This window comes from Pseudobutyrivibrio xylanivorans (genome assembly GCF_008935055.1).
In the GTDB taxonomy this organism is placed as follows: Bacteria; Bacillota; Clostridia; order Lachnospirales; family Lachnospiraceae; genus Pseudobutyrivibrio; species Pseudobutyrivibrio xylanivorans_A.
The window spans coordinates 1,461,458-1,482,920 of record NZ_CP043028.1 but is presented as its reverse complement, the minus strand read 5'-3'; the positions used below and the strand labels follow the sequence as shown (position 1 = coordinate 1,482,920).

At 42.3% G+C, this 21,463-nt stretch carries 18 protein-coding genes and 1 pseudogene; 17 read left to right on the top strand and 2 right to left on the bottom strand.

From position 1 onward, the window contains the following. Positions 1-497 precede the first annotated feature (497 nt). Together FXF36_RS16255 and FXF36_RS06780 are read left to right on the top strand one after the other, a co-directional pair. Positions 498-686, top strand: a complete 189-nt coding sequence (locus tag FXF36_RS16255; RefSeq protein WP_167511310.1) for a hypothetical protein — start codon at positions 498-500, stop codon at positions 684-686. Between the two features lie 112 nt (positions 687-798). Then, entirely contained in the window at positions 799-1,470 is a 672-nt protein-coding gene (locus FXF36_RS06780; protein ID WP_151623060.1) for a histidine phosphatase family protein, read from the top strand. Positions 1,471-1,499: 29 nt separating this feature from the next. Here the strand turns inward: FXF36_RS06780 and fliB are convergent, their stop codons facing one another. After that, the gene (fliB, locus tag FXF36_RS06775; protein ID WP_151623059.1) at positions 1,500-2,549 is read right to left on the bottom strand and encodes a flagellin lysine-N-methylase; all 1,050 of its coding nucleotides are present in this window, start codon (positions 2,547-2,549) and stop codon (positions 1,500-1,502) included. Between the two features lie 444 nt (positions 2,550-2,993). Between fliB and FXF36_RS06770 the strand changes: the two genes are divergently transcribed. The 5 genes from FXF36_RS06770 to recJ all read left to right on the top strand — a co-directional run bounded on the left by FXF36_RS06770 (position 2,994) and on the right by recJ (position 11,893). Then, a complete protein-coding gene (locus FXF36_RS06770) occupies positions 2,994-6,695 on the top strand; it encodes a DEAD/DEAH box helicase (RefSeq protein WP_151623058.1) in 3,702 nt (1,233 codons plus the stop codon). Between the two features lie 14 nt (positions 6,696-6,709). Beyond that, positions 6,710-6,886, top strand: a complete 177-nt coding sequence (locus tag FXF36_RS06765; RefSeq protein WP_151623057.1) for a DUF4250 domain-containing protein — start codon at positions 6,710-6,712, stop codon at positions 6,884-6,886. A 9-nt stretch (positions 6,887-6,895) separates the two neighbouring features. Further along, entirely contained in the window at positions 6,896-8,095 is a 1,200-nt protein-coding gene (locus FXF36_RS06760) for a CapA family protein (RefSeq protein ID WP_151623056.1), read from the top strand. A 764-nt stretch (positions 8,096-8,859) separates the two neighbouring features. After that, the gene (pta, locus tag FXF36_RS06755; protein WP_151623055.1) at positions 8,860-9,843 is read left to right on the top strand and encodes a phosphate acetyltransferase; all 984 of its coding nucleotides are present in this window, start codon (positions 8,860-8,862) and stop codon (positions 9,841-9,843) included. A gap of 283 nt (positions 9,844-10,126) precedes the next feature. Then, positions 10,127-11,893: a single-stranded-DNA-specific exonuclease RecJ gene (gene recJ / locus FXF36_RS06750; protein ID WP_151623054.1), complete on the top strand. Its 1,767-nt coding sequence runs from the start codon at positions 10,127-10,129 to the stop codon at positions 11,891-11,893. Between the two features lie 41 nt (positions 11,894-11,934). Here the strand turns inward: recJ and FXF36_RS06745 are convergent, their stop codons facing one another. Then, positions 11,935-12,330 (bottom strand): hypothetical protein, encoded by a 396-nt coding sequence (locus tag FXF36_RS06745; protein ID WP_151623053.1) that lies wholly within the window; start codon positions 12,328-12,330, stop codon positions 11,935-11,937. Positions 12,331-12,388: 58 nt separating this feature from the next. Between FXF36_RS06745 and FXF36_RS06740 the strand changes: the two genes are divergently transcribed. From FXF36_RS06740 to dhaK, 10 genes and pseudogenes are all read left to right on the top strand, one after another. After that, positions 12,389-13,600 carry a 6-phosphofructokinase gene (locus FXF36_RS06740; protein WP_151623052.1) on the top strand — a complete coding sequence of 404 codons (1,212 nt, stop codon included), beginning with the start codon at positions 12,389-12,391 and terminating at the stop codon, positions 13,598-13,600. A gap of 480 nt (positions 13,601-14,080) precedes the next feature. Continuing rightward, positions 14,081-14,713: a precorrin-2 dehydrogenase/sirohydrochlorin ferrochelatase family protein gene (locus FXF36_RS06735; RefSeq protein WP_151623051.1), complete on the top strand. Its 633-nt coding sequence runs from the start codon at positions 14,081-14,083 to the stop codon at positions 14,711-14,713. 249 nt (positions 14,714-14,962) lie between these two features. Continuing rightward, complete coding sequence (locus FXF36_RS06730) at positions 14,963-15,994, top strand: S66 family peptidase (RefSeq protein WP_151623050.1); 1,032 nt, start codon at positions 14,963-14,965, stop codon at positions 15,992-15,994. Between the two features lie 300 nt (positions 15,995-16,294). Beyond that, a complete protein-coding gene (locus FXF36_RS06725; RefSeq protein WP_151623049.1) occupies positions 16,295-16,690 on the top strand; it encodes a DUF3795 domain-containing protein in 396 nt (131 codons plus the stop codon). Positions 16,691-17,082: 392 nt separating this feature from the next. Further along, positions 17,083-17,259, top strand: a pseudogene (locus FXF36_RS06720) (GNAT family N-acetyltransferase); the annotation flags it as partial. After that, positions 17,244-17,654, top strand: a complete 411-nt coding sequence (locus FXF36_RS06715; protein ID WP_151623048.1) for a peptide deformylase — start codon at positions 17,244-17,246, stop codon at positions 17,652-17,654. The pseudogene FXF36_RS06720 and the gene FXF36_RS06715, both read left to right, overlap by 16 nt. 52 nt (positions 17,655-17,706) lie before the next feature. Then, entirely contained in the window at positions 17,707-19,026 is a 1,320-nt protein-coding gene (locus FXF36_RS06710) for a histidine-type phosphatase (protein ID WP_151623047.1), read from the top strand. Between the two features lie 84 nt (positions 19,027-19,110). Then, positions 19,111-19,731 (top strand): dihydroxyacetone kinase subunit DhaL, encoded by a 621-nt coding sequence (dhaL, locus tag FXF36_RS06705; protein ID WP_151623046.1) that lies wholly within the window; start codon positions 19,111-19,113, stop codon positions 19,729-19,731. Between the two features lie 33 nt (positions 19,732-19,764). Continuing rightward, positions 19,765-20,160, top strand: coding sequence for a dihydroxyacetone kinase phosphoryl donor subunit DhaM (gene dhaM, locus FXF36_RS06700; protein WP_151623045.1), 396 nt, complete (start codon positions 19,765-19,767; stop codon positions 20,158-20,160). Between the two features lie 164 nt (positions 20,161-20,324). Then, positions 20,325-21,320, top strand: coding sequence for a dihydroxyacetone kinase subunit DhaK (gene dhaK, locus FXF36_RS06695; RefSeq protein WP_151623044.1), 996 nt, complete (start codon positions 20,325-20,327; stop codon positions 21,318-21,320). The last annotated feature ends 143 nt before the right edge of the window (positions 21,321-21,463 follow it).

Sequence of the window (21,463 nt, the reverse complement as noted above, 5' to 3'; positions counted from 1 at the left end):
CTATAAGGCCAGTGAATTCAATGGTGTATTGATAAAATTTGCTTAGGATTTGGGATTTTTATCAATAAGATGTCTATAAGGCCAGTGAATTCAATGGTGTATTGATAAAATTTGCTTAGGATTTGGGATTTTTATCAATGAGATGTCTATAAGGCCAGTGAATTCAATGGTGTATTGATAAAATCTACTTAGATAGTGGGATTTTTATCAATGAGATGTCTATAAGGCCAGTGAATTCAATGGTGTATTGATAAAATCTGCTTAGGATTTGGGATTTTTATCAATAAGATGTCTATAAGGCCAGTGAATTCATTAGTGTATTGATAAAATTTGCTTAGGATTTGGGATTTTTATCAATGAGATGTCTATAAGGCCAGTGAATTCAATGGTGTATTGATAAAATCTGCTTAGATAGTGGGATTTTTATCAATGAGATACTTACAAGGTCAGTAGAGCCACTGATGAATTGATAAATTCAGAGTAGATTTATACTTATAATGATGATTTCCATTATGAATACAGTGGAGTATAACCAGTACAAATTGGGAACCAGGGATGAGGGAATTATCACAATCCTAAGACCATATTTGACAAAGATGGCATCTGCTTTTGTAGTACTTATTACTGCGTTGATATACATGGCGCTTGGCGTGAAAAAATTACACAAATCAGATTTCAAATTATGAAAATGCTGCATCGGCAGGCACTATGAAATTTTTTAAGCTTGATGAGGCGGAATATGATAGAATATGCCAAGAACTTGAAAAGAATAGATAGAGCAAGAAAGAGAAGCGGCAGATGAGAATTATTTTAGTTAGACATGGGCAGACAGATTTAAATGTGCAGAAGAGATTGCAGGGAAGCTCGGAGATTCCTTTGAACGAAAGAGGAAGAGAGCAGGCAAGAGAGACCCATGAATTTGTAGTAAAAAATGGATTGGTTCCAACGAAAATATTGTCAAGTCCACTTGGCAGGGCAATTGAGACGGGAGCGGTAATTGCAGGAATTGATATTTCTGGTTTTGAAACGAATTCAATCACGGCTATAAACAAGCCGGCGGAGATTGAGATAGAACCTAATCTTATCGAAATGTCCTTTGGGATTTATGAGCAGAAAAATATGGAAAAGGAAAATCCAGAATTTTTGGCAGAATGCTTTGATCACCCTGAGGGGTACAAACCACCTGAGGGAGCAGAGTGCTATGATGAGGTGGTAGCCAGAGCGGAGCGAGTAATCGAGAGACTCCGAACAAGAATTGCTCTCGATGAATTTTCAGAGGATGATATTATAATGCTTGTGAGCCACGGGGCGCTTAGTCATGGTATTTTTGAATATTTAAAGAAGACGCCTAGAGAAAAATACTGGGATGTTGATTTCAATAACTGTGCTATAGCAGAAATCTTTTTATCTAGCGATGGAAAGAGCGATGACTACAAATTCATATCAAATGGATTTGAGAAGAATTGGTAGGAAAGCACTACTCATCAAGAGGGTGAGCATTAAAGCTCACCCTCGAAGTGTGTTATAAGGGAATCTACATTTAAGTCAGAGTGTTCTACCTCACGGGAATAGAGATAGATGGTTTCAGCAAAAGCTGTGTCCGAAGCTGCGTGAAGCATCATCAGCCAGCGTGTGGATTGAACAGCAATCATTGCGCGGGAATAGATTTGTCCATCGTAGGCTGAGCCGCAGAAATAGGTGAAGAGAAGCAATTCGAAAATCTTCTCGAAGATGAATTCTGTGGCGGTATCAGGGTACATGGCTTCCTTCCATGGAAGAAATTCAAGGGAGTGCTCTTCCCAATATTTCTGAGCATTTCGGATGGAGTCACGCCACGATTCTTCAAGCACTTCCATTTCAAGCAGCACATCCATTGTCTTCACACAGTATTCCAACGAGAGGACAGCACCTGTTCCAACGCAATCAAATTCCTCGTCAAAATCCACATCATCCATATCGAAGATAGCACCCTCATCATAGAGGCGCTGAAGCTTCAGTGCCATGGCAGCAATGAGGCTCATTCTATCCTGAAGGGAAATTGCCTTTGAAAATGCCAGCTCAAGCATTTTGTCTCTGGCAAACTCAAGCTTATCAAAGAGCAGCAAATCAAACTCTTCAAATTCTTCAGGATTATCAAATTTATCATCCTCAGTTTCAATAATTCCAAATTCATAGTCTGGGTCGAGAATCATGCGAGTGACCTCGGGGCAGGATAGAGAAAGGGAATATTCTCTAATATCCTGAAACTCTTCCACGTGCCTAGGAAACATCTTGCAGGTGTAGCAAAGCATATCTTCGCCAAGAGTGGAATGCAAATCGCAGAGCCCTGTTTCATTAAGCATGGCACAGCGAGTGTTATTCTGAAGGAAGCAGCCCTCTTCATAATTGATTGAATTTTTCAGGCGAGTGCCAAAGTCACCTGAGGCCTTGCCATATTTTTCAATGCTGTCTTCGTCTATCATTATCTGCCAGCCGACGCAGCAGCTCTTAGGGCATTTATCGGCTATGCATTTGAAGGAATCGTATCCGGTTTGTTTTCTGTAAATCATATAATATATCTCCATAAAAGATTGATAACTTATTGTATCACGCTAGTGTGAAAATTCACTGAGAAATTTAAAATAAAGTTACTAGAAACGGGTGATAATAAGGTAATGCATTGAGATGTAACGCTTGCAATCACAGAATGATAATCAATTTTTGGTATTATAACCTAGTAACTCGCAGAAAGATGAATGGGAAAGTGTAGCTACTCAGACACTTCCTTTGGGAGCTACGATTGAGGATATAGAGCTTCCTGACACACTACAGCATACTAATTTCAATAAATAATAACCTTCACTAATAAGGTCCCGGGGTGGCGCAAATGGCGCTGTCTCGGGGCTTTTATATTCCTGAGTTTATTTACTAATCATTTTACAGAGTGGTATTATACTGTAGACAGTAATAAATAGTAATAGAAAAATGCAAACTTATAATTGGAGCAAATATTAATGTCTAAAGATTGGAAGAGCTGGTTTGACCCAACAATTTTAAAACGAGGCAAGGATTACTATGACAAGGGCCGTGTGATGGAGCTTAAAAAGACTGCAGGTGGCTACCAGGTTTTTGTATTGGGAAGTAGCCTTTATACAGTTCGAATCGCCTTGGATGGGAGCGATGTTATCGCGGCTTCCTGCAATTGTCCTCATGCTTTGAAGGGCTTTCGCTGTAAGCATCAGGCTGCGGCTCTCATTAAATATTCCCATCAAAAAGAGGAGCTTTTACTCGAGCAGACTACCGAGACAGATGCGAAAAAGTTGAATGCTGCCATGAGGGAACGCTTGCTGGGTGAAGTAAATGATGATTATCAGACCCTTGATATGGACAAGCTGGAGTCATCTTTGTTCATAAACGAAAGGGAGAAGTATGAGGCTCTTAGAGCTGTAGATAAGGGGGATGTTGTATCATTTGAGTTCAAACCAGAGTCGACAGCATTAGGAAGTGAGCCATATATTTTGGTGAAGGGAATGGTAAAGGATGCGGACGATGCTGATATGTCTAAGCCAGTTTCTTTTCACGTTTTCACCAACCATTTTTCAACCTTCAGATGCGATTGTAGAAAATGTAACCCATATTCGTTGGGTGTAAGCAGGATTAACCAATCAGGCTGCAAACATGCTAGAGCGTTGTTTTTTGCTGCCTACAAGGAGCTGAAGCATCAGACATTTATTGATGACACTACTCCGGATACCCTTAGGTTAATCAAAAAATATCAGAATACCCGTGCCAACACAGTGGCTCAGAATATTACCAAATCACTGAATAATTCAATATCCTTACAGCCGCGACTAAAAGAAGCGTATGGTGAGTTGGAATTATCCTTCAAGATCGGTGAGTCGAAAATGTATGTTGTGAAGGATATCACCCTGCTTGACCGAATGGTGCGGACTGGTGGAACGATGGCTTTTGGTAAGAATACAATCCTGAAGCTCAATCGGGAGAATTTCACCAGGGAGAGCCAGCCCTATTTGGATTTTATTGCTAATGCTATTACGCGAGTTAATGATAGTCTGGATTTAATATATGGAGATGAAGGCTATTCCTATAGAAGAGATTACTATGAAAGTGCGTATTTCTATAAAAATAGCATGAGCCTGGAGGGGAAACTTCTAGATGAATTCTACGATACCTTCTGTCATTCTGGAATGGATTTTGAAGGAGAGAGAAAGGGTGTCATTTATTTCCAAGACAAGAATCTTAAGGCTGAAATGCACATAAAACCGAAATATGATTCCACTGGGACACGTTTTACAGGTGTTCGGGCGCAGGTGGAGTTTCCGGATATATATGAGGGCGCAACACATTCTTATTTTATTGAGGGAGATAAATTCTGCCGAATGAGTGCGGAGTGCAGCAAAAAGCTGGCGCCACTTATGGCTGAAAGTGCTGGTGAGCCCCTTACTATGAATGTGGGCATGAACTACCTTTCTGATTTTTACCACACCTTCATTCCTGAAATTAGCGATTATGTAAAGATAGTCGAGGAGGGAACAGATGAGATTTCCAAGTTCCTGACAGAGGATGTGGAATTCACATTTTTCCTTGATGCGGAAAATGGAAATGTGACCTGCCAGGTGAAGGCGACCTACGGCAAGCAGGAATACAATGCCATGGATTGCTATGAGCTGAATTTTGCTGATGCGGGACAGGTGGAGAGAGAGCGAATAGTAATCAAAGAGCAGGAAATCTTGAATGCAGTAGCAGGATATCTTCCTTTTGCGGATAAGGAAAAGGGCTATTTCCATTGCGATAAGGACGAGGATTTAATATATAACTTTATGGTTTCTGGCGTGGCTGAGCTGGCAAAGCTTGGTGAGGTTCAGGTCACAGATGCTTTCCAGCATATAAATGTGTTCCGTGAGACCAAGCTCAGCGTTGGTGTTTCTCTTTCAAAGGGAATGCTTGACCTGCAGGTTACCTCTGATGAGATTTCCAGGGAGGAACTGCTGGAGATTTTGGCCAGCTATCGTGCAAAGAAAAAGTATCACAGATTGCGTGATGACAGCTTTGTGGATTTGAATGATGAGGCTCTTGCAACCTTGGATGAGATGCTTGCTACCTTGCAGATTACCGAGAAAGATTTTTTGAAGGACAACATGCACGTGCCAGTTTATCGTTCCCTCTATCTGGACAAGCTTCTTGAGGAAAATGAGGGTGTCTACGAGGATAGAGACGAGCACTTCAAGGATTTGGTGAAGGGCTTCAAGACCGTAAAGGATGCGGAGTTTAAGGTGCCTGCAAATCTCTCAAAGACCATGAGAAATTACCAGAAAACAGGCTTCAAGTGGATAAGTACCCTTGAAAAATATGGCTTCGGTGGAATACTTTGCGACGACATGGGACTTGGAAAGACGCTTCAGACTATCAGCTTTTTGCTGAAGCATTATACCAGCCCAGAGGTGGTAGAAGAGCTGCCATCTCTTGTGGTTTGCCCTGCATCGCTTGTGTATAACTGGCTGGATGAGTTTTCAAAATTTGCGCCTGAGCTTAACGCAGTGGCAGTGGTAGGAACCATCGCAGAGCGAGAAGAGATTATAAATGATGCTGAAAAATACGATGTGCTTGTTACATCTTATGATTTGCTGAAGCGTGATGTGGCCCTTTACGAGGAGCACGACTTCTATTACGAGGTCATCGACGAGGCTCAGTATATCAAGAATCACACTACCGCTGCGGCAAAATCCGTGAAGGTTATCAGTAGTAGACGTCGTTTGGCTCTGACTGGTACACCTATTGAAAACAGGCTCAGTGAGTTGTGGAGCATATTTGATTTCCTTATGCCAGGATTTCTTTATAAATACGAGCAGTTTAGACGACAGTTTGAGACTCCAATCGTCAAGTACGAGGACAAGAATGCCTCTGAGCGTTTGAAGAAAATGGTGTCACCTTTCCTTCTTCGTCGATTGAAGGAAAATGTTTTGAAGGAGCTTCCTGAAAAGCTTGAGAAGGAGCAGGTTGTTGTTTTGGACAAGGAGCAGCGGACATTATACGATGCTCAGGTTGCACACCTGAAGCAACTAATAGAGGAAGCTCACAGGGAGCATAATTTTGAAAAGGTTAAGCTGAAGATTTTCTCTGAAATGACAAGGCTTCGTCAGATTTGCTGCGATCCACGTCTTTTCATCGATAATTACAAGGGCGAGTCTGCAAAGCGCGAGGCTTGCATGGATTTGGTGGAGCGTGCAATAGAATCTGGACATCGCATGTTGATTTTTAGTCAGTTTACGACTATGCTTGACTTACTGAAAAAAGATTTGGATAAGGCAGGTATACCTTACTTCGAAATCACCGGTTCCACCAAAAAGGAGGACCGACTTGATTTGGTAAATCGCTTCAATGAGGGGGAGAACAATGTATTTTTGATTTCCCTAAAGGCTGGTGGAACAGGCCTCAATCTGATTGGTGCCGATGTGGTTATCCACTATGATCCATGGTGGAATCTGGCTGCACAGAATCAGGCAACGGACCGCGCGCATCGTATCGGACAGAAGAAGACGGTCACCGTCTATAAACTGATTACTAAGGGCACAATCGAAGAGAAAATCGTAGAATTACAAAATAGCAAGAGCGACCTGGCAGACGAAATTCTTTCTGGAGAGACAAATGTTATCTCTAAGATGACAGAATCTGATTTCATCGAGCTGTTAGGTTAACAAGGAGTTACACAATGACATTTCCAAAAGATCCTGTGATGTTGCTTTCTGTTGTAAATACAGCATTGAGAGATCATTACACAACATTATACGCATTAATAGATGATACAGGAGTTGATGAGGCGGAGCTGAAGGCCAAGCTTGCCAGCATCGATTATCACTATGATCCAGAAATGAATCAGTTTAAATAAGGGGAGAAGATGAAAAAATTTTTTGCAGCGTTAATTAAAACACTATTAGTATTAGTTTTGCTTTTGGCAATTGGCTGGTACGCTTTTGGTGAGGATGGACCATTTGTAGAGCAGGGACAGCAGCTTTTGGCAATGGCTCAGGAGAAGACAGGACTTGTGATTGGCTCACGTTCCAGTGATTCGCAGAATCCTTTGGAGGAAGATGACACTGAGGTTGTGACTACAGAAGTTGAGCAGGTTGAGGCAGCGGCGGAGCCAGTAGCAGAGGTTACACCAGAAGAGCTTACCACTCGTATTGTTTTCACTGGTGATGTGGAGCTCAGCGAGTATGTTCAGGCAAATTATTCCGCGGCTGGTGTGGATGGCGTTTGCGTACCTGAAGTGCAACAGCTCATGCAGAATGCCACCTTTACTATGATTAACAATGAGTTCTGCTTCTCAGAGAGAGGTCAGAAGGCCCCTGATAAGCAGTACACTTTCAGAGTTAACCCTGGATATGTGAGTCTTCTTACAGATTTGGGAGTTGATATTGCGGGACTTGCCAACAATCACGTGCTTGATTATGGTAAGGACGCTTTGACAGATACATTCACGACATTGAGTGGAGCAGGCATTGATTACACTGGCGCAGGCACTAGTCTTGAGGACGCAAGCAAGCTGATTATCAAGACTGATGCAAAGGGACGTACCTACGGATTTTTGGCAGCCAGCCATGTTATTCCTGTAGGCAGCTGGAACGTGCTGAATTCACAGCCGGGAGAGTTTTGCTTCTACGATGAAACTGATTTGCTGAATTCAATTGCAGCAGCAAGACCTCAGGTGGATTATCTTTTTGTGATGGTTCACTGGGGCGTGGAGCATACCACAGAGCTTACTGACTATCAGCCAAATGATGGTCACAAGTTCATCGATGCTGGCGCTGATGCTGTCATCGGAATGCACAGCCACTGCCTGCAGCCTGTGGAATGGTACAATGGCAAGCCAATTTTCTATAGCCTTGGCAATTTCATTTTTAACAAGAGCATCAAGTCTGGCGGTGGCGGAGCAGTTGAAGTCACCTTGGACGAGAATGATAATGTGACATGGCGAATTGTGCCAATTACTGCTAACGGAGCCTGCACTTCTATTGATGCGGGAGGATATAGCTATGTTGAGAGCATTTCATCAAATGTAGCTGTCGGTGAGGATGGAGTGATTAGTGAAAAATAGATATTGCCAGTGAGTATCATCACCTGGATTAGTGGTTTAGGCCCATGGATATGTCCATGGGCCTTGATTTGTGATGGTATATTGGGTGTTTACTACTCTAAAGAATGATATTAGTTAGGGTAGTAAAAATATGAGGCTTTTTACTGCTTTAAATGTGAAGTTGTGAGTAGGTAGTAATATATAGGCATATTTTACTATCTTAAGAATGACTATAACTGGGGGCAGTAAATATAAGGGGAATTTTACTGTCTATGATGTGAATACATACATAGATAGTAAATTGATGCTAGATTGTACTGCCTATAATATACATTGTTATGTGGGTAGTAATTATAGTGTCATTTCTACTATCCAAAGGATAAATAATTTCATAGGTAGTAATAGAAGACTGGATAATCTTGGAGGTAAGAGCGTGTGTATTAATTGACAATAAATTAACAAAAATACAAAAAAGTACAAAATCAAAAACAATGAATGAAACCACTGTTTTTTCATAAAAAAGTAGTAATATATCTAATGGGTTTTAGAAAACTAACAGTATAGTTACTATTCACAGTGCCTTTCAATGAATTCATAATAGAAGTCCTGTGGACTTCTTTCCCAGTGCTATAGCACTTAACATTATTCATTCATAGAAAGTCACTGATTCCAGTATATAAAATATTAAGAATTTCTCTTTTATAAATAAATTTAACAAGAGATATTCCTAATATTTTATAACTGTGAATAGTAACATATTTAAAGAAAGAAAAGAGGAAATTAAAATGGCAGGATTTGGAGCATTAATTGACATCCTTAAAAAGGATCCTAAGAAAATCGTTTTTACAGAGGGTACAGACCCACGTATTATTGAGGCATCTAGCCGTCTTCTCGGTTCAGATTTCCTTCAGCCAATTCTCATTGGTAAGGAAGCTGAGATTACTGCAGCAGCTGAGGAAGCTGGATTTAACATCCGCGGTGCAGTTATCATCGATCCAGAGAACTATGACAGATTTGATGAGATGTGTGAGCTTTTCTGCGAGCTTAGAAAGTCTAAGGGCGTTACAATGGAGCAGGCAAAGGCTACATGTTCAGCAGCTAACTACTTCGGTACAATGCTTGTAAAGATGGGCGTTGCAGATGCACTTCTTGGTGGTGCTACATACTCAACAGCTGATACAGTTCGTCCAGCACTTCAGGTTATTAAGACAAAGCCAGGCAACAGCATTGTATCTTCATGCTTTATTATGGTTCGTAATTCAGCAACAGGTGATCGTGAAGTTCTTGCAATGGGTGATTGCGCTATCAACATTAAGCCAAACGCTGATGAGCTTGCTGAAATCGCAGGCGAGACAGCAGCTTGTGCAAAGATTTTTGGTATTGATCCAAAGATCGCTATGCTTTCATACTCAACACTTGGCTCAGGAAAGGGCGAGGATGTTGATAAGATGCGCGAAGCTACAGCAAAGGCTAAGGAAAAGTATCCTGAGCTTGATATTGAGGGTGAGCTTCAGTTCGATGCAGCAGTTTCACCACGTGTTGCAAAGACAAAGTGTCCAGGCTCTACAGTAGCTGGTCACGCTAACACATTCATCTTCCCAGATATCAATGCTGGTAACATCGGTTACAAGATTGCACAGCGTCTTGGTGGTTTCGATGCATACGGCCCAATCCTTCTTGGACTTAATGCACCAATCAACGATCTTTCTCGTGGTTGCAATGCACAGGAAGTATACTCAATGGCTATCATTACTGCAGCACTTGCATAGTCTTAAAAGAATCTAACGAACAGTCAGCATACATATACATCACTGACACGCTTTCGCTCTTGTCGCGCTTTTAATGTAAGCTTCGCTTACTAGACCGCAAAAGTTGATTGCAAATGCAATCATCCTTTTGGGTCATTTATTGTCCTACATAAGAAGCCTCTTTCAGAGCCTTCTAAGTAGGGATGGCGCTTTAAGGTCAGGTGATAGTATATGTATGTTGCCTGTTCTTTTTTTATGTATTAGACTATGCAAGTGAGACATAAATGATACGGAGAATAGATAAATGAGTAAATGGATATTACAGAGAAAAAGTGCGGATTACGCGGGGCTTAGTGCAAAGCTTGGAGTTGACCCAGTTATTGTGAGACTAATGGTCAACAGAGGGCTTAGCACTTACGAGGAGATGGAGGAGTATCTTCATCCAAGAATGGATAAGTTACCGGATCCACATCTTTTTGCAGATATGGACTTGGCTTGCGAGCTTCTTATGGAAGCAATTGACGAGGGCGTGAAGATTCGAGTGGTTGGAGATTATGATGTTGATGGAATCATGTCTACTTATATCCTTACAAGCGCAATCAGAGAAGTTGGCGGAGATGTGGATTATGCAGTGCCTCACCGAATGGTGGATGGCTATGGAATCAATCCTGATATGGTTCAGCAGGCATATGATGAGGGCGTGAGATTCATTATCACCTGTGACAATGGAATCGCAGCTGCACCAGCAATCGACCTTGCAAAAGAACTTGGAATGACCTTTGTGGTGACTGACCATCATGAGGTTCCTTTTGAGCTTGCAGAGGACGGGGTTACCAAAATCCAAAAGCTTCCAAATGCAGATGCAGTTGTAGATCCAAAGCGTGATGATTGTAATTATCCATTTAAGGGAATCTGTGGGGCACAGGTGGCTTGGAAGCTTACCGAGGTTCTGTTTGAATTCCTTGGGCTTGAAAAGGAAATGTCTGATGCTTATCTTCAGTTTGCGGCCATCGCAACTGTCTGTGATGTTATGGAACTGAAGGGCGAGAATCGTGCCACTGTTTACCATGGTATCAAGGCTATCGAGAGAACTGAAAATATCGGAATAGACGCTTTGCTTGCCAGAACGGAGTTAAAGGGGAAGCCTCTTAGCTGCTACCATTTGGGCTTTATTATTGGTCCATGCCTGAATGCCAGTGGTCGATTGGATACAGCCAGTCGAGCTATTGAGCTTTTGTTTGAGACTGACAATGCCAAGGCTCTTGCCATGGCAAATGAGCTTGTGGAGCTGAATACGCAGCGCAAGAATATGACTCAGATTGGAATTGATAAAGCCAGGGAGCTGATAGAAAATAGCGATTTGAGTCAGGATAGAGTACTGGTAGTATATATCCCAGAGCTTCATGAATCCTTGGCTGGAATCGTGGCTGGAAGAATTCGTGAGAGCTACAACAAGCCGGTGCTTGTTATTACAGATGCTGAGGATGGTGCAAAGGGAAGCGGCCGCTCTATTCCAGCTTACAATATGTTTGAAGAGCTGACAGGTGTGAAGGATGTATTCACCAAGTTTGGTGGTCATCCTATGGCAGCGGGAGTTTCACTTCCAACGGAAAAGGTTGAGGAGCTACGCACACGTTTGAATGAGCGCTGTACTCTCACTGAGGATGATATGCAGGAAGTGATTAAGATAGATTGCGATATGCCACTTGCGTATATCTCAGAAGAGCTGGTTGATAGCATTGATTTGCTTGCGCCTTTTGGAACAGGAAACACCAAGCCATTGTTTGCACTTAAAAATGTACCAATCCTAAAGGCTGCCTATATCGGTAAAGAGGGGCAGTACCTGCGCCTGACAGTTCAGGCAGAAAATGGCACGCCAATGACTGCCATGCTTTTCCGAAATGTGCCAGAATTCGAAGCTCTCGTAGCAGAAAAATATGGCGCCACAGCCTGGCAAGCCCTTACTTCAGGCCAACCAACCAACGTCGCCATGGACTTAATTTACGAACCATCAATTAACGAATTTCGTGGCAATCGTAGTATTCAGATTATGGTGGAAAATTTTAAGTAATGGATAGTTAGATGATTAGGCTTGTAGCCGTAACCGACGGACTATCGTCTTCTGAAAAGCTTTATGATTCCTCTAATAATCCCACGAATCAATGCGAAGACCGCGAAAAACAGCATAAATCCCCACACACCGAAGACTATGTCTGCAAACTCCATAGACCCGGTGTGTGTTATTTTTTGTCCAATTTCAATTGCAAAGGTCAAAAGAACTACAAGCGTGAACACGTAAATCCAGGTGATGGTCAGTATGCGGTCACGCTTTGCTAGATAGGTGAAAAGTGGGTGTACCACAAATACCATTGCCATTCCAATTGCACCGATTACGATGAAGTGCAACTGCTTGTCACTGAGATTCGTCTCGTAAGCATCATTGAGTGACAAAAAGTATGAATGGAAGTACGTAATTATGTCTATAATGCTATATAAAAATTGTTTCATAAAAAGCCTCCTTTATGATAAAATCAACCCTAGAATACTATTTCGGGAGGATAAATTCATGGGTAATGTATTAGTAGCTCAATCCGGCGGCCCTACAGTGGCAATTAACGCAAGTCTTGCGGGTGTAATCGAGGGCACCTTAGGCTCTAGCTATGATAAGATTTACGGTTCAATCAACGGTATTCTTGGAATTAAGAATGACAACGTTCTTGACCTGACATCTATTGTAGCAAATGATCCTCGTTTTCTAAAGCGTCTTAAAACAACTCCTGCTATGTATCTTGGCTCATGCCGATTCAAACTTCCTAGCGTCGATTCAAACGACCCAATTTTTGATCACCTTTTCAAACAGTTTAAAAAGTACGATATTGAAGCATTCTTCTATATTGGTGGAAATGATTCAATGGATACTGTTGATAAGCTTTCTGCTTATGCAGCAAAGATTGGTTCAGACGTTAGATTTGTAGGTGTGCCAAAGACAGTTGATAATGACCTTTGTGTCACAGATCACACTCCAGGCTTTGGTTCTGCGGCAAAGTACATCGCAACTTCTACAATGGAGGTTATTTTTGATGCTCAGATTTACGACAACCCAAGCGTTACAATTATCGAGGTAATGGGACGTGACGCAGGTTGGCTTACAGCTGCAACAGCGCTTGCAAAGAACGAGTGTTGCGATGGACCAGACCTTATTTATTTGCCAGAGGTTGCATTTGATAAGGAGCGTTTTATCGAGGATTTGAAGGAAATTCTTGAGGAGAAGACAAACGTAGTTGTCGCTGTTTCTGAGGGAATTCGTGATGCTCAGGGAGAATATATCTCAGCATCGACAGGCACACTTGATAATTTCGGACATGCACAGCTTTCAGGCGCAGGCAAGACCCTCGAATATCTTGTTAAGGATAAGCTTGGAGTAAAGGTTCGTTCTATCGAGGTTAATGTTCTTCAGCGTGCAGCAGCACACATGTCAAGTCTTACAGATATCAACGAATCTGAGGCAATCGGCAAGAAGGCTGTTGATATTGCAGAAGAGGGTGTAACTGGCGCAATGGTTACAATGGAGCGCATCAGCAACGCACCTTATGAAATTAGATTTGATTATGCTAAGATTCACGATATTGCAAACGAGGCAAAGGAGGTTCCACAGGACTGGATTAACGAGAGCCACAACGGCGTAACATCTGATATGGTTTCATACTTGAAGCCTCTTGTTATCGGATTGCCAGACGTGGAATACAAAGACGGACTTCCAGTTTACGTATCACGTTAATTAGCGTATAACGTATAGGATTGAGCAAAAAAAGTATTGGGATTTTACAACTAATAAGCCCCTAGTTACGGCTACAAGCCTTAGAGTCTCTCTGAAAATGTAAGCTAAAGCTTACTAGACCACAAAAGTTGATTGCTAAAGCAATCATCCTTTTGGATCAGATTTCGACTACATGTCTCACTGAGAGACCTAAGAGCTTGATGCCTACTAGGGGCTTTTAGTTTATCAACTCAATTTTATAGAACTCAACATTAGTATTCTACGGTGTACGTGCCAAGATCATATAAGCGACACTCTCCTTATTCGTATTGAAATATCGGCAAAAGCCCTTTAATATATATATAGTCACATACTGTGGTTAAAGTGTGAATAAAGGAAAAAATGAGTATTAATAAACTGTGTTGCCGCACAGGATGTGATAACAAATATTTCATTGTTTTAGGGTAGAATACAAACTAGCGGGGAGAAGAAGGAGGAATCATGGCGTATTTTCCAATGTTCGTTGATTTGACAGATTCAAATTGTTTGGTAATCGGTGGCGGTGAGGTTGCTCTTAGAAAAGTAAATGTTCTTTTGGATTTTGGGGCAAAAGTTCATGTCATTGCAAAGGAAATTGGCATGGGACTGGCGGCACTTTCTGAGGAGACGGATCATCTTGTGTTAGAGCAGAGGGATTTCACGCCATTTGATTTGCAGGATAGAAAGCTGGTAGTTTCAGCAACAGATGATTCAGAATTAAACGCGCAGGTGTCTGCAATGTGCAAAGAAGGAAAGATTCCGGTGAATGTGGTGGATAACCAGGCCCTTTGCACGTTTATATTCCCTTCATATCTGAAGGAGCAGAATCTTGTGGGAGCATTTTGCAGCAGTGGCAACAGCCCTTCGCTTACCCAGTTCCTTCGCAACAAGGAAAAGGAAGTTCTCACACCAAAGCTTGGAGAACTCAACGAAATGCTTGGACGTTGGAGACAGCCAATTATGGAGCTGTTCCCTGACGAGGCACCACGCCGCAGCGCCTTTGAACAACTCATCGATTACGCGCTTTGCTACGACGGAGTCCCAACCGACGAAGAGGTTGAGGAACTTCTGATGTCCATAAGCATGACATTATAATTATCTTATATGCAACAAGCTAATTAGTTTCACATGCTCCCGCAGGGCACCCCTCATACTCAAGCATGGGCCCCTAAGAAATGTAAGCTTCGCTTACTAGGGCAACATTTTCCATCGCTAAGCTCGGAAAATATTACCCCTGTCCCGCCCGGTGTAGGTCCCTCCCATGCTTGGCATGATTCTTCCCTGCTCGCGCTTGCTAAGTTTATCAATGCTTGTTGTTATAAGTTCATCAAAAAGGAGAACGACATGAGATATCCAAAGTTCCTCCAACCTGGAGGTACGATTGGTCTGGTGGCACCTTCGTTTGGGTGCTCGGTGGACCCATATAAGAGCTGCTTGGATGCGGCAGAAAAGCGATTTGAAGGGATGGGCTACAAACTGATTGAAGGTCCTAATTGCCGGAAGAATGAAGGTATTGGAATCAGTTCTACTCCGGAGAATTGTGGTCGTGAGCTGACAGAGTTCTATTGCAGTGAGGATAATGATATGCTCATCACCTGCGGCGGTGGAGAGCTGATGTGCGAGACCCTTGACTATGTGGATTTTGAAGCGGTCAAGGCTGCCAAGCCAAAGTGGTATATGGGCTATTCCGACAATACCAACTTTACATTTTTGCTGAACACAATATGTGATACAGCTGCAATTTATGGCCCAAGCATTGGTGCTTTTGGAATGGAAAAGCTCGAGCCAGCGTTGCTTGATGCAATTGATATTTTCACTGGAAAGAAATCTGAGGTTTCAGGTTATGACCGCTTCGAAGTAGAATCACTGAAGGATGAGGAGCATCCTTTTGTGGGATATAACCTTACGGAGAAAAAAGAGCTTAAGCTTTTCATGGGTGAGGCTGAAATGAATCGCCTGCCAGAATTTAGTGGAATTATCACAGGCGGTTGCTTGGACTGCTTGGCAAACCTTGTGGGGACTAAGTTTGACGAGGTAGCCGCTTTCAATGAACGATACAAGGATGAGGGCGTCATCTGGTTTGTTGAGGCTTGTGATTTGAATGTAATGTCCATTCGCAGGGCGCTTTGGAATCTGGATCGTGCTGGCTGGTTTAAATATGCAAAGGGCTTCATAGTAGGTCGCCCAGCTTTCGCATGGAAGCAGGAGATGATGGGCTTGGACCAATACAATGCAGTTACTGGAATCCTGGGCAAGTATAACGTACCAATCATAATGGACGCTGATGTTGGGCATCTTGCTCCTGCAATGCCAATAATATCAGGAGCCCATGCACATGTTGTGGCGGATGATAATATTAAATTAATATACGAATAACCATTTTGAAGTCAGTGTAAATTACATAACATAATTGAAAGTGTGGTATATAATTGCTATACTTCAAGATGTAGTTGATAAAATAAAAAGGAAAGCGAGGTAATCATTTATGAGTAGAAGGGTATTAGATAAGACAATTGAATATGGATGGATGACCTCGGATATTGATTTAAGATAGATTATTTTTTGTGATTGTAATGGCCGTGGCATTTTTTGTCGCGGCTTTTTTACTTCATTTTTCTAGTTTGTCCAGAGGTCTCCAAGAGCTAAAAAATAGAACATAACGGTGGGAGGTATTAATTGGAGAAGATAATTGCGGCTTGTGGAAATGATTGTGCAGCGTGTCCACGTTATGTGGCACATCCATATGAAAAAACTAGTGAAGAACTGCGTCACACAGCAGAACTGTGGATGAAAATTGGATATCGGGATCATATTGTTACAAATGAAGAGATTAGCTGTACAGGATGTAAGCCTGAAAATTGGTGTAGATATCAAGTAGTAAAATGTTGCGAAGATAGAGGTATCAAAACATGTGCTGAATGCCGGGAATACCCCTGCGCCAATATGAAAGAATGCTTTGAAATTACAAAATCATTTGAACACAATTGTCTTGAAGTCTGTAAAGAAGAGGAATACCAGCAGCTAAAAAAAGCATTCTTTGAGAAGGAAAAGAATCTTTGTAATGGGAACTGAAATGGAGATAATCAGTTAGGCAGAAAGATGAATAAACATTCTAAATAAAAAAAGTCCTTATAAAAAGTTTTACGGTTAAGAGAATGCTAATGGAAGAGGGGCAGGAAGTGTTCCTTATGGATTTACGGTGTTTATTGGGAAAATGAAAAACAACACTGTAAGAGGAAATGATATGTTACAGTGTTTTTTAGAATAGGGTCGAAAAACACTGTAAAAATGAGGCTTGTGTCCTAAATTGCTACATGAAAATGGAATGATATTATGAAAACAAAGCAGATATTACAGTGTTATTTACAAAAAATGAAATAAACACTGTAGGTAGCTTGATTTGAGAAATTTGGGTTACAGTGTTTTGAGAGAAAACAGCAAAAAAAAACTGTAATGATTTTGATGCATTATATAAAGTTCTTGCTGATAAGGATATCATGCAGCATTATCTATATACTTTTGACGAGAAAAGAGTCAGAGATTGGATTGTAAGAAATATGAACCGCTACCGTAAGGATGGTTTTGGACTGTGGGCTGTATGCTTGAAAGATACTGGAGAGAGATTATGGTACAGAAGATAATTAGAAATCAAATGTTTTTGGCTCAGAAGTGCGAGCCAGCCACAGAGAAGGATGCACAGATAGCTCAGGATTTGCTGGACACACTAAGAGCAAACATAGATCATTGCGTAGGTATGTGTGCCAACATGATTGGAGAGAAGAAAACTATTATTGCTGTTGCAGCTGGCCCTTTTCAGTTTGTAATGATAAATCCAAAGATTACAAAGAAGAAGGGTGAGTATCTGACTGAGGAGGGATGTCTTTCCTTAGATGGAGTTAGACCTTGTACCAGATATGAAGAGATTGAAGTGGATTTCCTTAATCAAAACTTTGAACCACAGCATGCCAAGTACACAGGGCTTACTGCAGAATCTATTCAACACCAGATTGACCATTGTAATGGGATAGTGATATAGAACCAATTGTTGAGTATATTAAAGAATTAAAAGCATAGGGGGTGAAAGTATTTTGAGTAGAAAAATTTGGGGTATTAGAAATTCAGCAATCGCAGTATCTCTTACAATCGCAGTATGCATCAATCTGTTTTCGGCTACTGCCTTTGCAAAAGAGGATGATGGGCTTTTACACGAAGGCTATCAGCTGCAGCAGGTGGTTGTGCTCAGTCGCCACAACATAAGAGCACCACTTAGCGGAGGGGATTCCTTGCTGGGCAAAGTGACACCATATACCTGGCATGAGTGGTCATCTTCACCTAGTGAGCTTTCGCTGAAGGGCGGAGTGCTGGAAACAGAGATGGGCCAGTTCTTTAGAAAATGGCTGGTTAGTCAGGGGCTCATTACTGAAAACTATCATCCTGCTGACGGTGAGGTCAGGGTATATTCAAATTCAAAGCAGCGAACTATTGCCACTGCGCAATATTTCACAGCGGGCATGATGCCTACAGCAAATGTGCGAATCGAATATCATTCAGAGTTTGACACGATGGACCCTGTATTTAATCCGCAGCTTACCTTCTGTACAGATGAATATGTAAAGGATGTTACAAATCAGATTAATGCTCTTCATAGCAAGGAGATAGCAGAGCTGCAGGACAACTACGACCTTGTTTCAAGGGTTGTGGATATGAAGGATTCAAAAGCATGGAAAAGTGGAGAAGTGACAAAACTGGTTACCACCGACAATGTATATTCTATTAAGACTTTTGATGAACCTAGAGTTAAGGGCTCTGCAAGCACAGCAGTGTCTATCAGCGATGCTCTGGTTTTACAGTATTACGAGGAAACTAACGACAGTGCAGCGGGCTTTGGAAAGAAGCTTTCAAACAAGCAGTGGAAGGAGATTTCTGAAATAAAGGATGCCTACGGTGAGATAATGTTTGGCACACCTCTGTTGGCTGCCAACGTTGCCTATCCACTTGTAAACGAGATTAATTCTGAGATGAAGAATCCAAGCAGAAAGTTCACATTCCTTTGCGGCCATGATTCAAATATCGGAAGTGTACTTGCTGATTTGGGCGTTCAGTCCTATGAGGCACCAAACTCAGTGGAGAGTCGCACACCTATTGGCTCAAAGATTGTATTCTCAAAATGGAGCAATGCAACAGGTGAAAACTTCTGGGATGTTGATTTGGTTTATCAGACTACTGAACAGCTTAGAGCAGTTTCAATGTTGGATTTGACCAATCCACCTCAGATATACGATTTGAAGTTTAATAGCATCACTCCAAACGAGGACGGCTTGTACAGGGAGCAGGATATTAATGACATGTTCCAGAGAGCTATAAATAACTACTTTATGATTCGTGATTATTACGAGGCCTCATTATAATAAAATTGTCAAAAAACTTACCCTCTTTTTCTTGAATTTTGCTATAATAATACTATCGAAATTCTAGGAGAAGGGGGAATTTTTATGTCTACAAAAGTCTACGACTGCCTCAAGGCCATCGCAGAGAAAATCATTGATAACAAGGATTTTCTTACAGATTTGGACCGTGAAATAGGCGATGCCGATCATGGTGTAAACATGGCCAGAGGATTTCAGGCAGTCATCGAAAAGGTTGATCCAGAAGATCCCGACATTGGAAACGTTTTGAAGAAAACAGGAATGACTCTTTTGTCTACAGTGGGTGGAGCGTCAGGACCATTGTATGGAACTGCCTACATGGAGGCGGCTAAGGTCTTTGCTGGAAAAACCGAGTTAGCAGGAGAGGATTTCAAGGGCGCACTCGAAGCTGCAATTGCAGGAATCCAAAAGCGTGGTCATGCTGAAAAGGGGGAAAAGACTATGCTTGACGCATTGATGCCTGCAACAGATGTTTTTTCAGAGAAGCTTGCTGAGGGGGCAAGTGTTGTGGATGCACTTGATGCTGCTTGTATAGCTGCAAATGAAGGTATTGAGTTTACTAAGACTATCGCAGCAACAAAGGGACGCGCAAGCTATCTTGGTGAGCGAAGCATAGGTCATCAGGATCCAGGTGCTACATCTCTTACATTGACCTTGGAAACTATCAGAGATTTTCTAAAGGGCTAACGTATATACGAATTAACAAATGGGGGATTTGTTATGGTAGGATTAGTTTTAGTTTCCCACAGCGCCAAAATCGCTGAGGGATTAAAGGATTTAACTTCCGAGATTGCTGCAGCACATAAGGGGATAGTTGCAGCAGGGGGGATGGAAGATGGATCTATTGGTACAGACGCAATTCGTATTTCCGAAGCGATAAGACAGGCCAATGATGGGGATGGCGTTGTCGTGTTGGCTGATCTGGGTAGTGGAGTAATGAGCTCAGAGACAGCTATCGAGCTTTTGGAGGACGAGAATATCAAAGTGAAGCTGGCGGATGCACCAATTGTAGAGGGCACTATTGCAGCGGCAGTTAGCGCTATGGTGGGCAGCGACCTGGAGGCTGTCCTAAAAGCAGCGGAGGATTGTCGTGGCGTGCGTAAAATACCGGAATAACGTGTTTTGGCAAGTGTCTGGTAGTTGATAACAGAAATACTTAGATGAGCTGGTAGCCAACAATCTCTGAGGTTTCTCAAGTGAGACATGTAGTCGAACTGAGAAACACTCAGGATTGTAGGTGTAACCAGCGGAGTAAATTACTTAGGAGGAGGTAATTATTTATGAAAAAACTTATTAATGGGGTTGATAACATCGTAGATGAGATGCTAGACGGCATGGTAGCAGCCTATCCACAGTACATCAAGAGACTTGATGGTCTTGATGTTGTAGTTAGAGCAGGAGGCTCTGCAGGTAAGGTAGCTCTTGTTTCAGGTGGAGGCAGCGGCCACGAGCCAGCACACGGTGGCTATGTTGGAAAGGGAATGCTTGATGGCGCTATCGCAGGTGCAGTTTTCACATCTCCAACACCTGATCAGGTTTATGAGGCAATCAAGGCTGCTGATGGTGGCAAGGGCGTACTTCTTGTAATCAAGAACTACACTGGCGATGTTATGAACTTTGAAATGGCAGCTGATATGGCTCGAGATGAGGGCATCGAGGTTGACCAGGTTATCACAGCAGATGATGTTGCCGTTGAAAATAGTACATGGACCACAGGACGCCGAGGCATTGCAGGTACAATCTTCGTTCACAAGATTGCAGGCGCATGTGCTGAAGCAGGCGGAGACTTGGCAGAGGTTAAGCGCGTAGCTGAGAAGGTTATCGCAAATGTTCGCTCTATGGGTATGGCTATTGATGCATGTACAGTTCCAGCAGCTGGAAAGCCAAGCTTTGACTTAGCTGAGGACGAAATCGAAATCGGTATTGGAATTCATGGTGAGCCTGGTGTTAACCGTGAGAAAATTAGCTCAGTTAACGAGATTGCAGACAAGCTTCTTGATAAGATTTTTGCAGAAGGCATCTACAATTCAGGCGATGAGGTTGCTGTTATGGTCAACGGAATGGGTGGCACACCTCTCATGGAGCTTTTCGTGGCTAACAAGCACGTGAAGGAAGTTCTCGACGGCAAGGGAATCAAAGTAGCCAAGACACTCGTTGGCAACTACATGACATCCCTCGACATGGAAGGATTCTCAATTACCCTCCTCAAGGTCGACGACGAACTCAAGAAATTCCTGGCAGCCCCAGCTGACACACCAGCCTTCGTACAAGTATAATCTCTTAGGTTTATGAAGCCCCTAGTTACGGCTACAAGCCTGAGAGTCTCTCCGCTCAACTACATGTTTCGCTTGAGAGACCTCAGAGCTTGATGCCTACTAGGGGCATTTTTACGCTGAGAGATAGTTCGCACGGCTTGTAG

Bases quoted from the DNA above. Each gene is read 5' to 3' on its own strand.
- FXF36_RS16255 (WP_167511310.1), top strand. From the start codon at position 498: ATGATGATTTCCATTATGAATACAGTGGAGTATAACCAGTACAAATTG.
- FXF36_RS06780 (WP_151623060.1), top strand. From the start codon at position 799: ATGAGAATTATTTTAGTTAGACATGGGCAGACAGATTTAAATGTGCAG.
- fliB (WP_151623059.1), bottom strand. From the start codon at position 2,549: ATGATTTACAGAAAACAAACCGGATACGATTCCTTCAAATGCATAGCC.
- FXF36_RS06770 (WP_151623058.1), top strand. From the start codon at position 2,994: ATGTCTAAAGATTGGAAGAGCTGGTTTGACCCAACAATTTTAAAACGA.
- FXF36_RS06765 (WP_151623057.1), top strand. From the start codon at position 6,710: ATGACATTTCCAAAAGATCCTGTGATGTTGCTTTCTGTTGTAAATACA.
- FXF36_RS06760 (WP_151623056.1), top strand. From the start codon at position 6,896: ATGAAAAAATTTTTTGCAGCGTTAATTAAAACACTATTAGTATTAGTT.
- pta (WP_151623055.1), top strand. From the start codon at position 8,860: ATGGCAGGATTTGGAGCATTAATTGACATCCTTAAAAAGGATCCTAAG.
- recJ (WP_151623054.1), top strand. From the start codon at position 10,127: ATGAGTAAATGGATATTACAGAGAAAAAGTGCGGATTACGCGGGGCTT.
- FXF36_RS06745 (WP_151623053.1), bottom strand. From the start codon at position 12,330: ATGAAACAATTTTTATATAGCATTATAGACATAATTACGTACTTCCAT.
- FXF36_RS06740 (WP_151623052.1), top strand. From the start codon at position 12,389: ATGGGTAATGTATTAGTAGCTCAATCCGGCGGCCCTACAGTGGCAATT.
- FXF36_RS06735 (WP_151623051.1), top strand. From the start codon at position 14,081: ATGGCGTATTTTCCAATGTTCGTTGATTTGACAGATTCAAATTGTTTG.
- FXF36_RS06730 (WP_151623050.1), top strand. From the start codon at position 14,963: ATGAGATATCCAAAGTTCCTCCAACCTGGAGGTACGATTGGTCTGGTG.
- FXF36_RS06715 (WP_151623048.1), top strand. From the start codon at position 17,244: ATGGTACAGAAGATAATTAGAAATCAAATGTTTTTGGCTCAGAAGTGC.
- dhaL (WP_151623046.1), top strand. From the start codon at position 19,111: ATGTCTACAAAAGTCTACGACTGCCTCAAGGCCATCGCAGAGAAAATC.
- dhaM (WP_151623045.1), top strand. From the start codon at position 19,765: ATGGTAGGATTAGTTTTAGTTTCCCACAGCGCCAAAATCGCTGAGGGA.
- dhaK (WP_151623044.1), top strand. From the start codon at position 20,325: ATGAAAAAACTTATTAATGGGGTTGATAACATCGTAGATGAGATGCTA.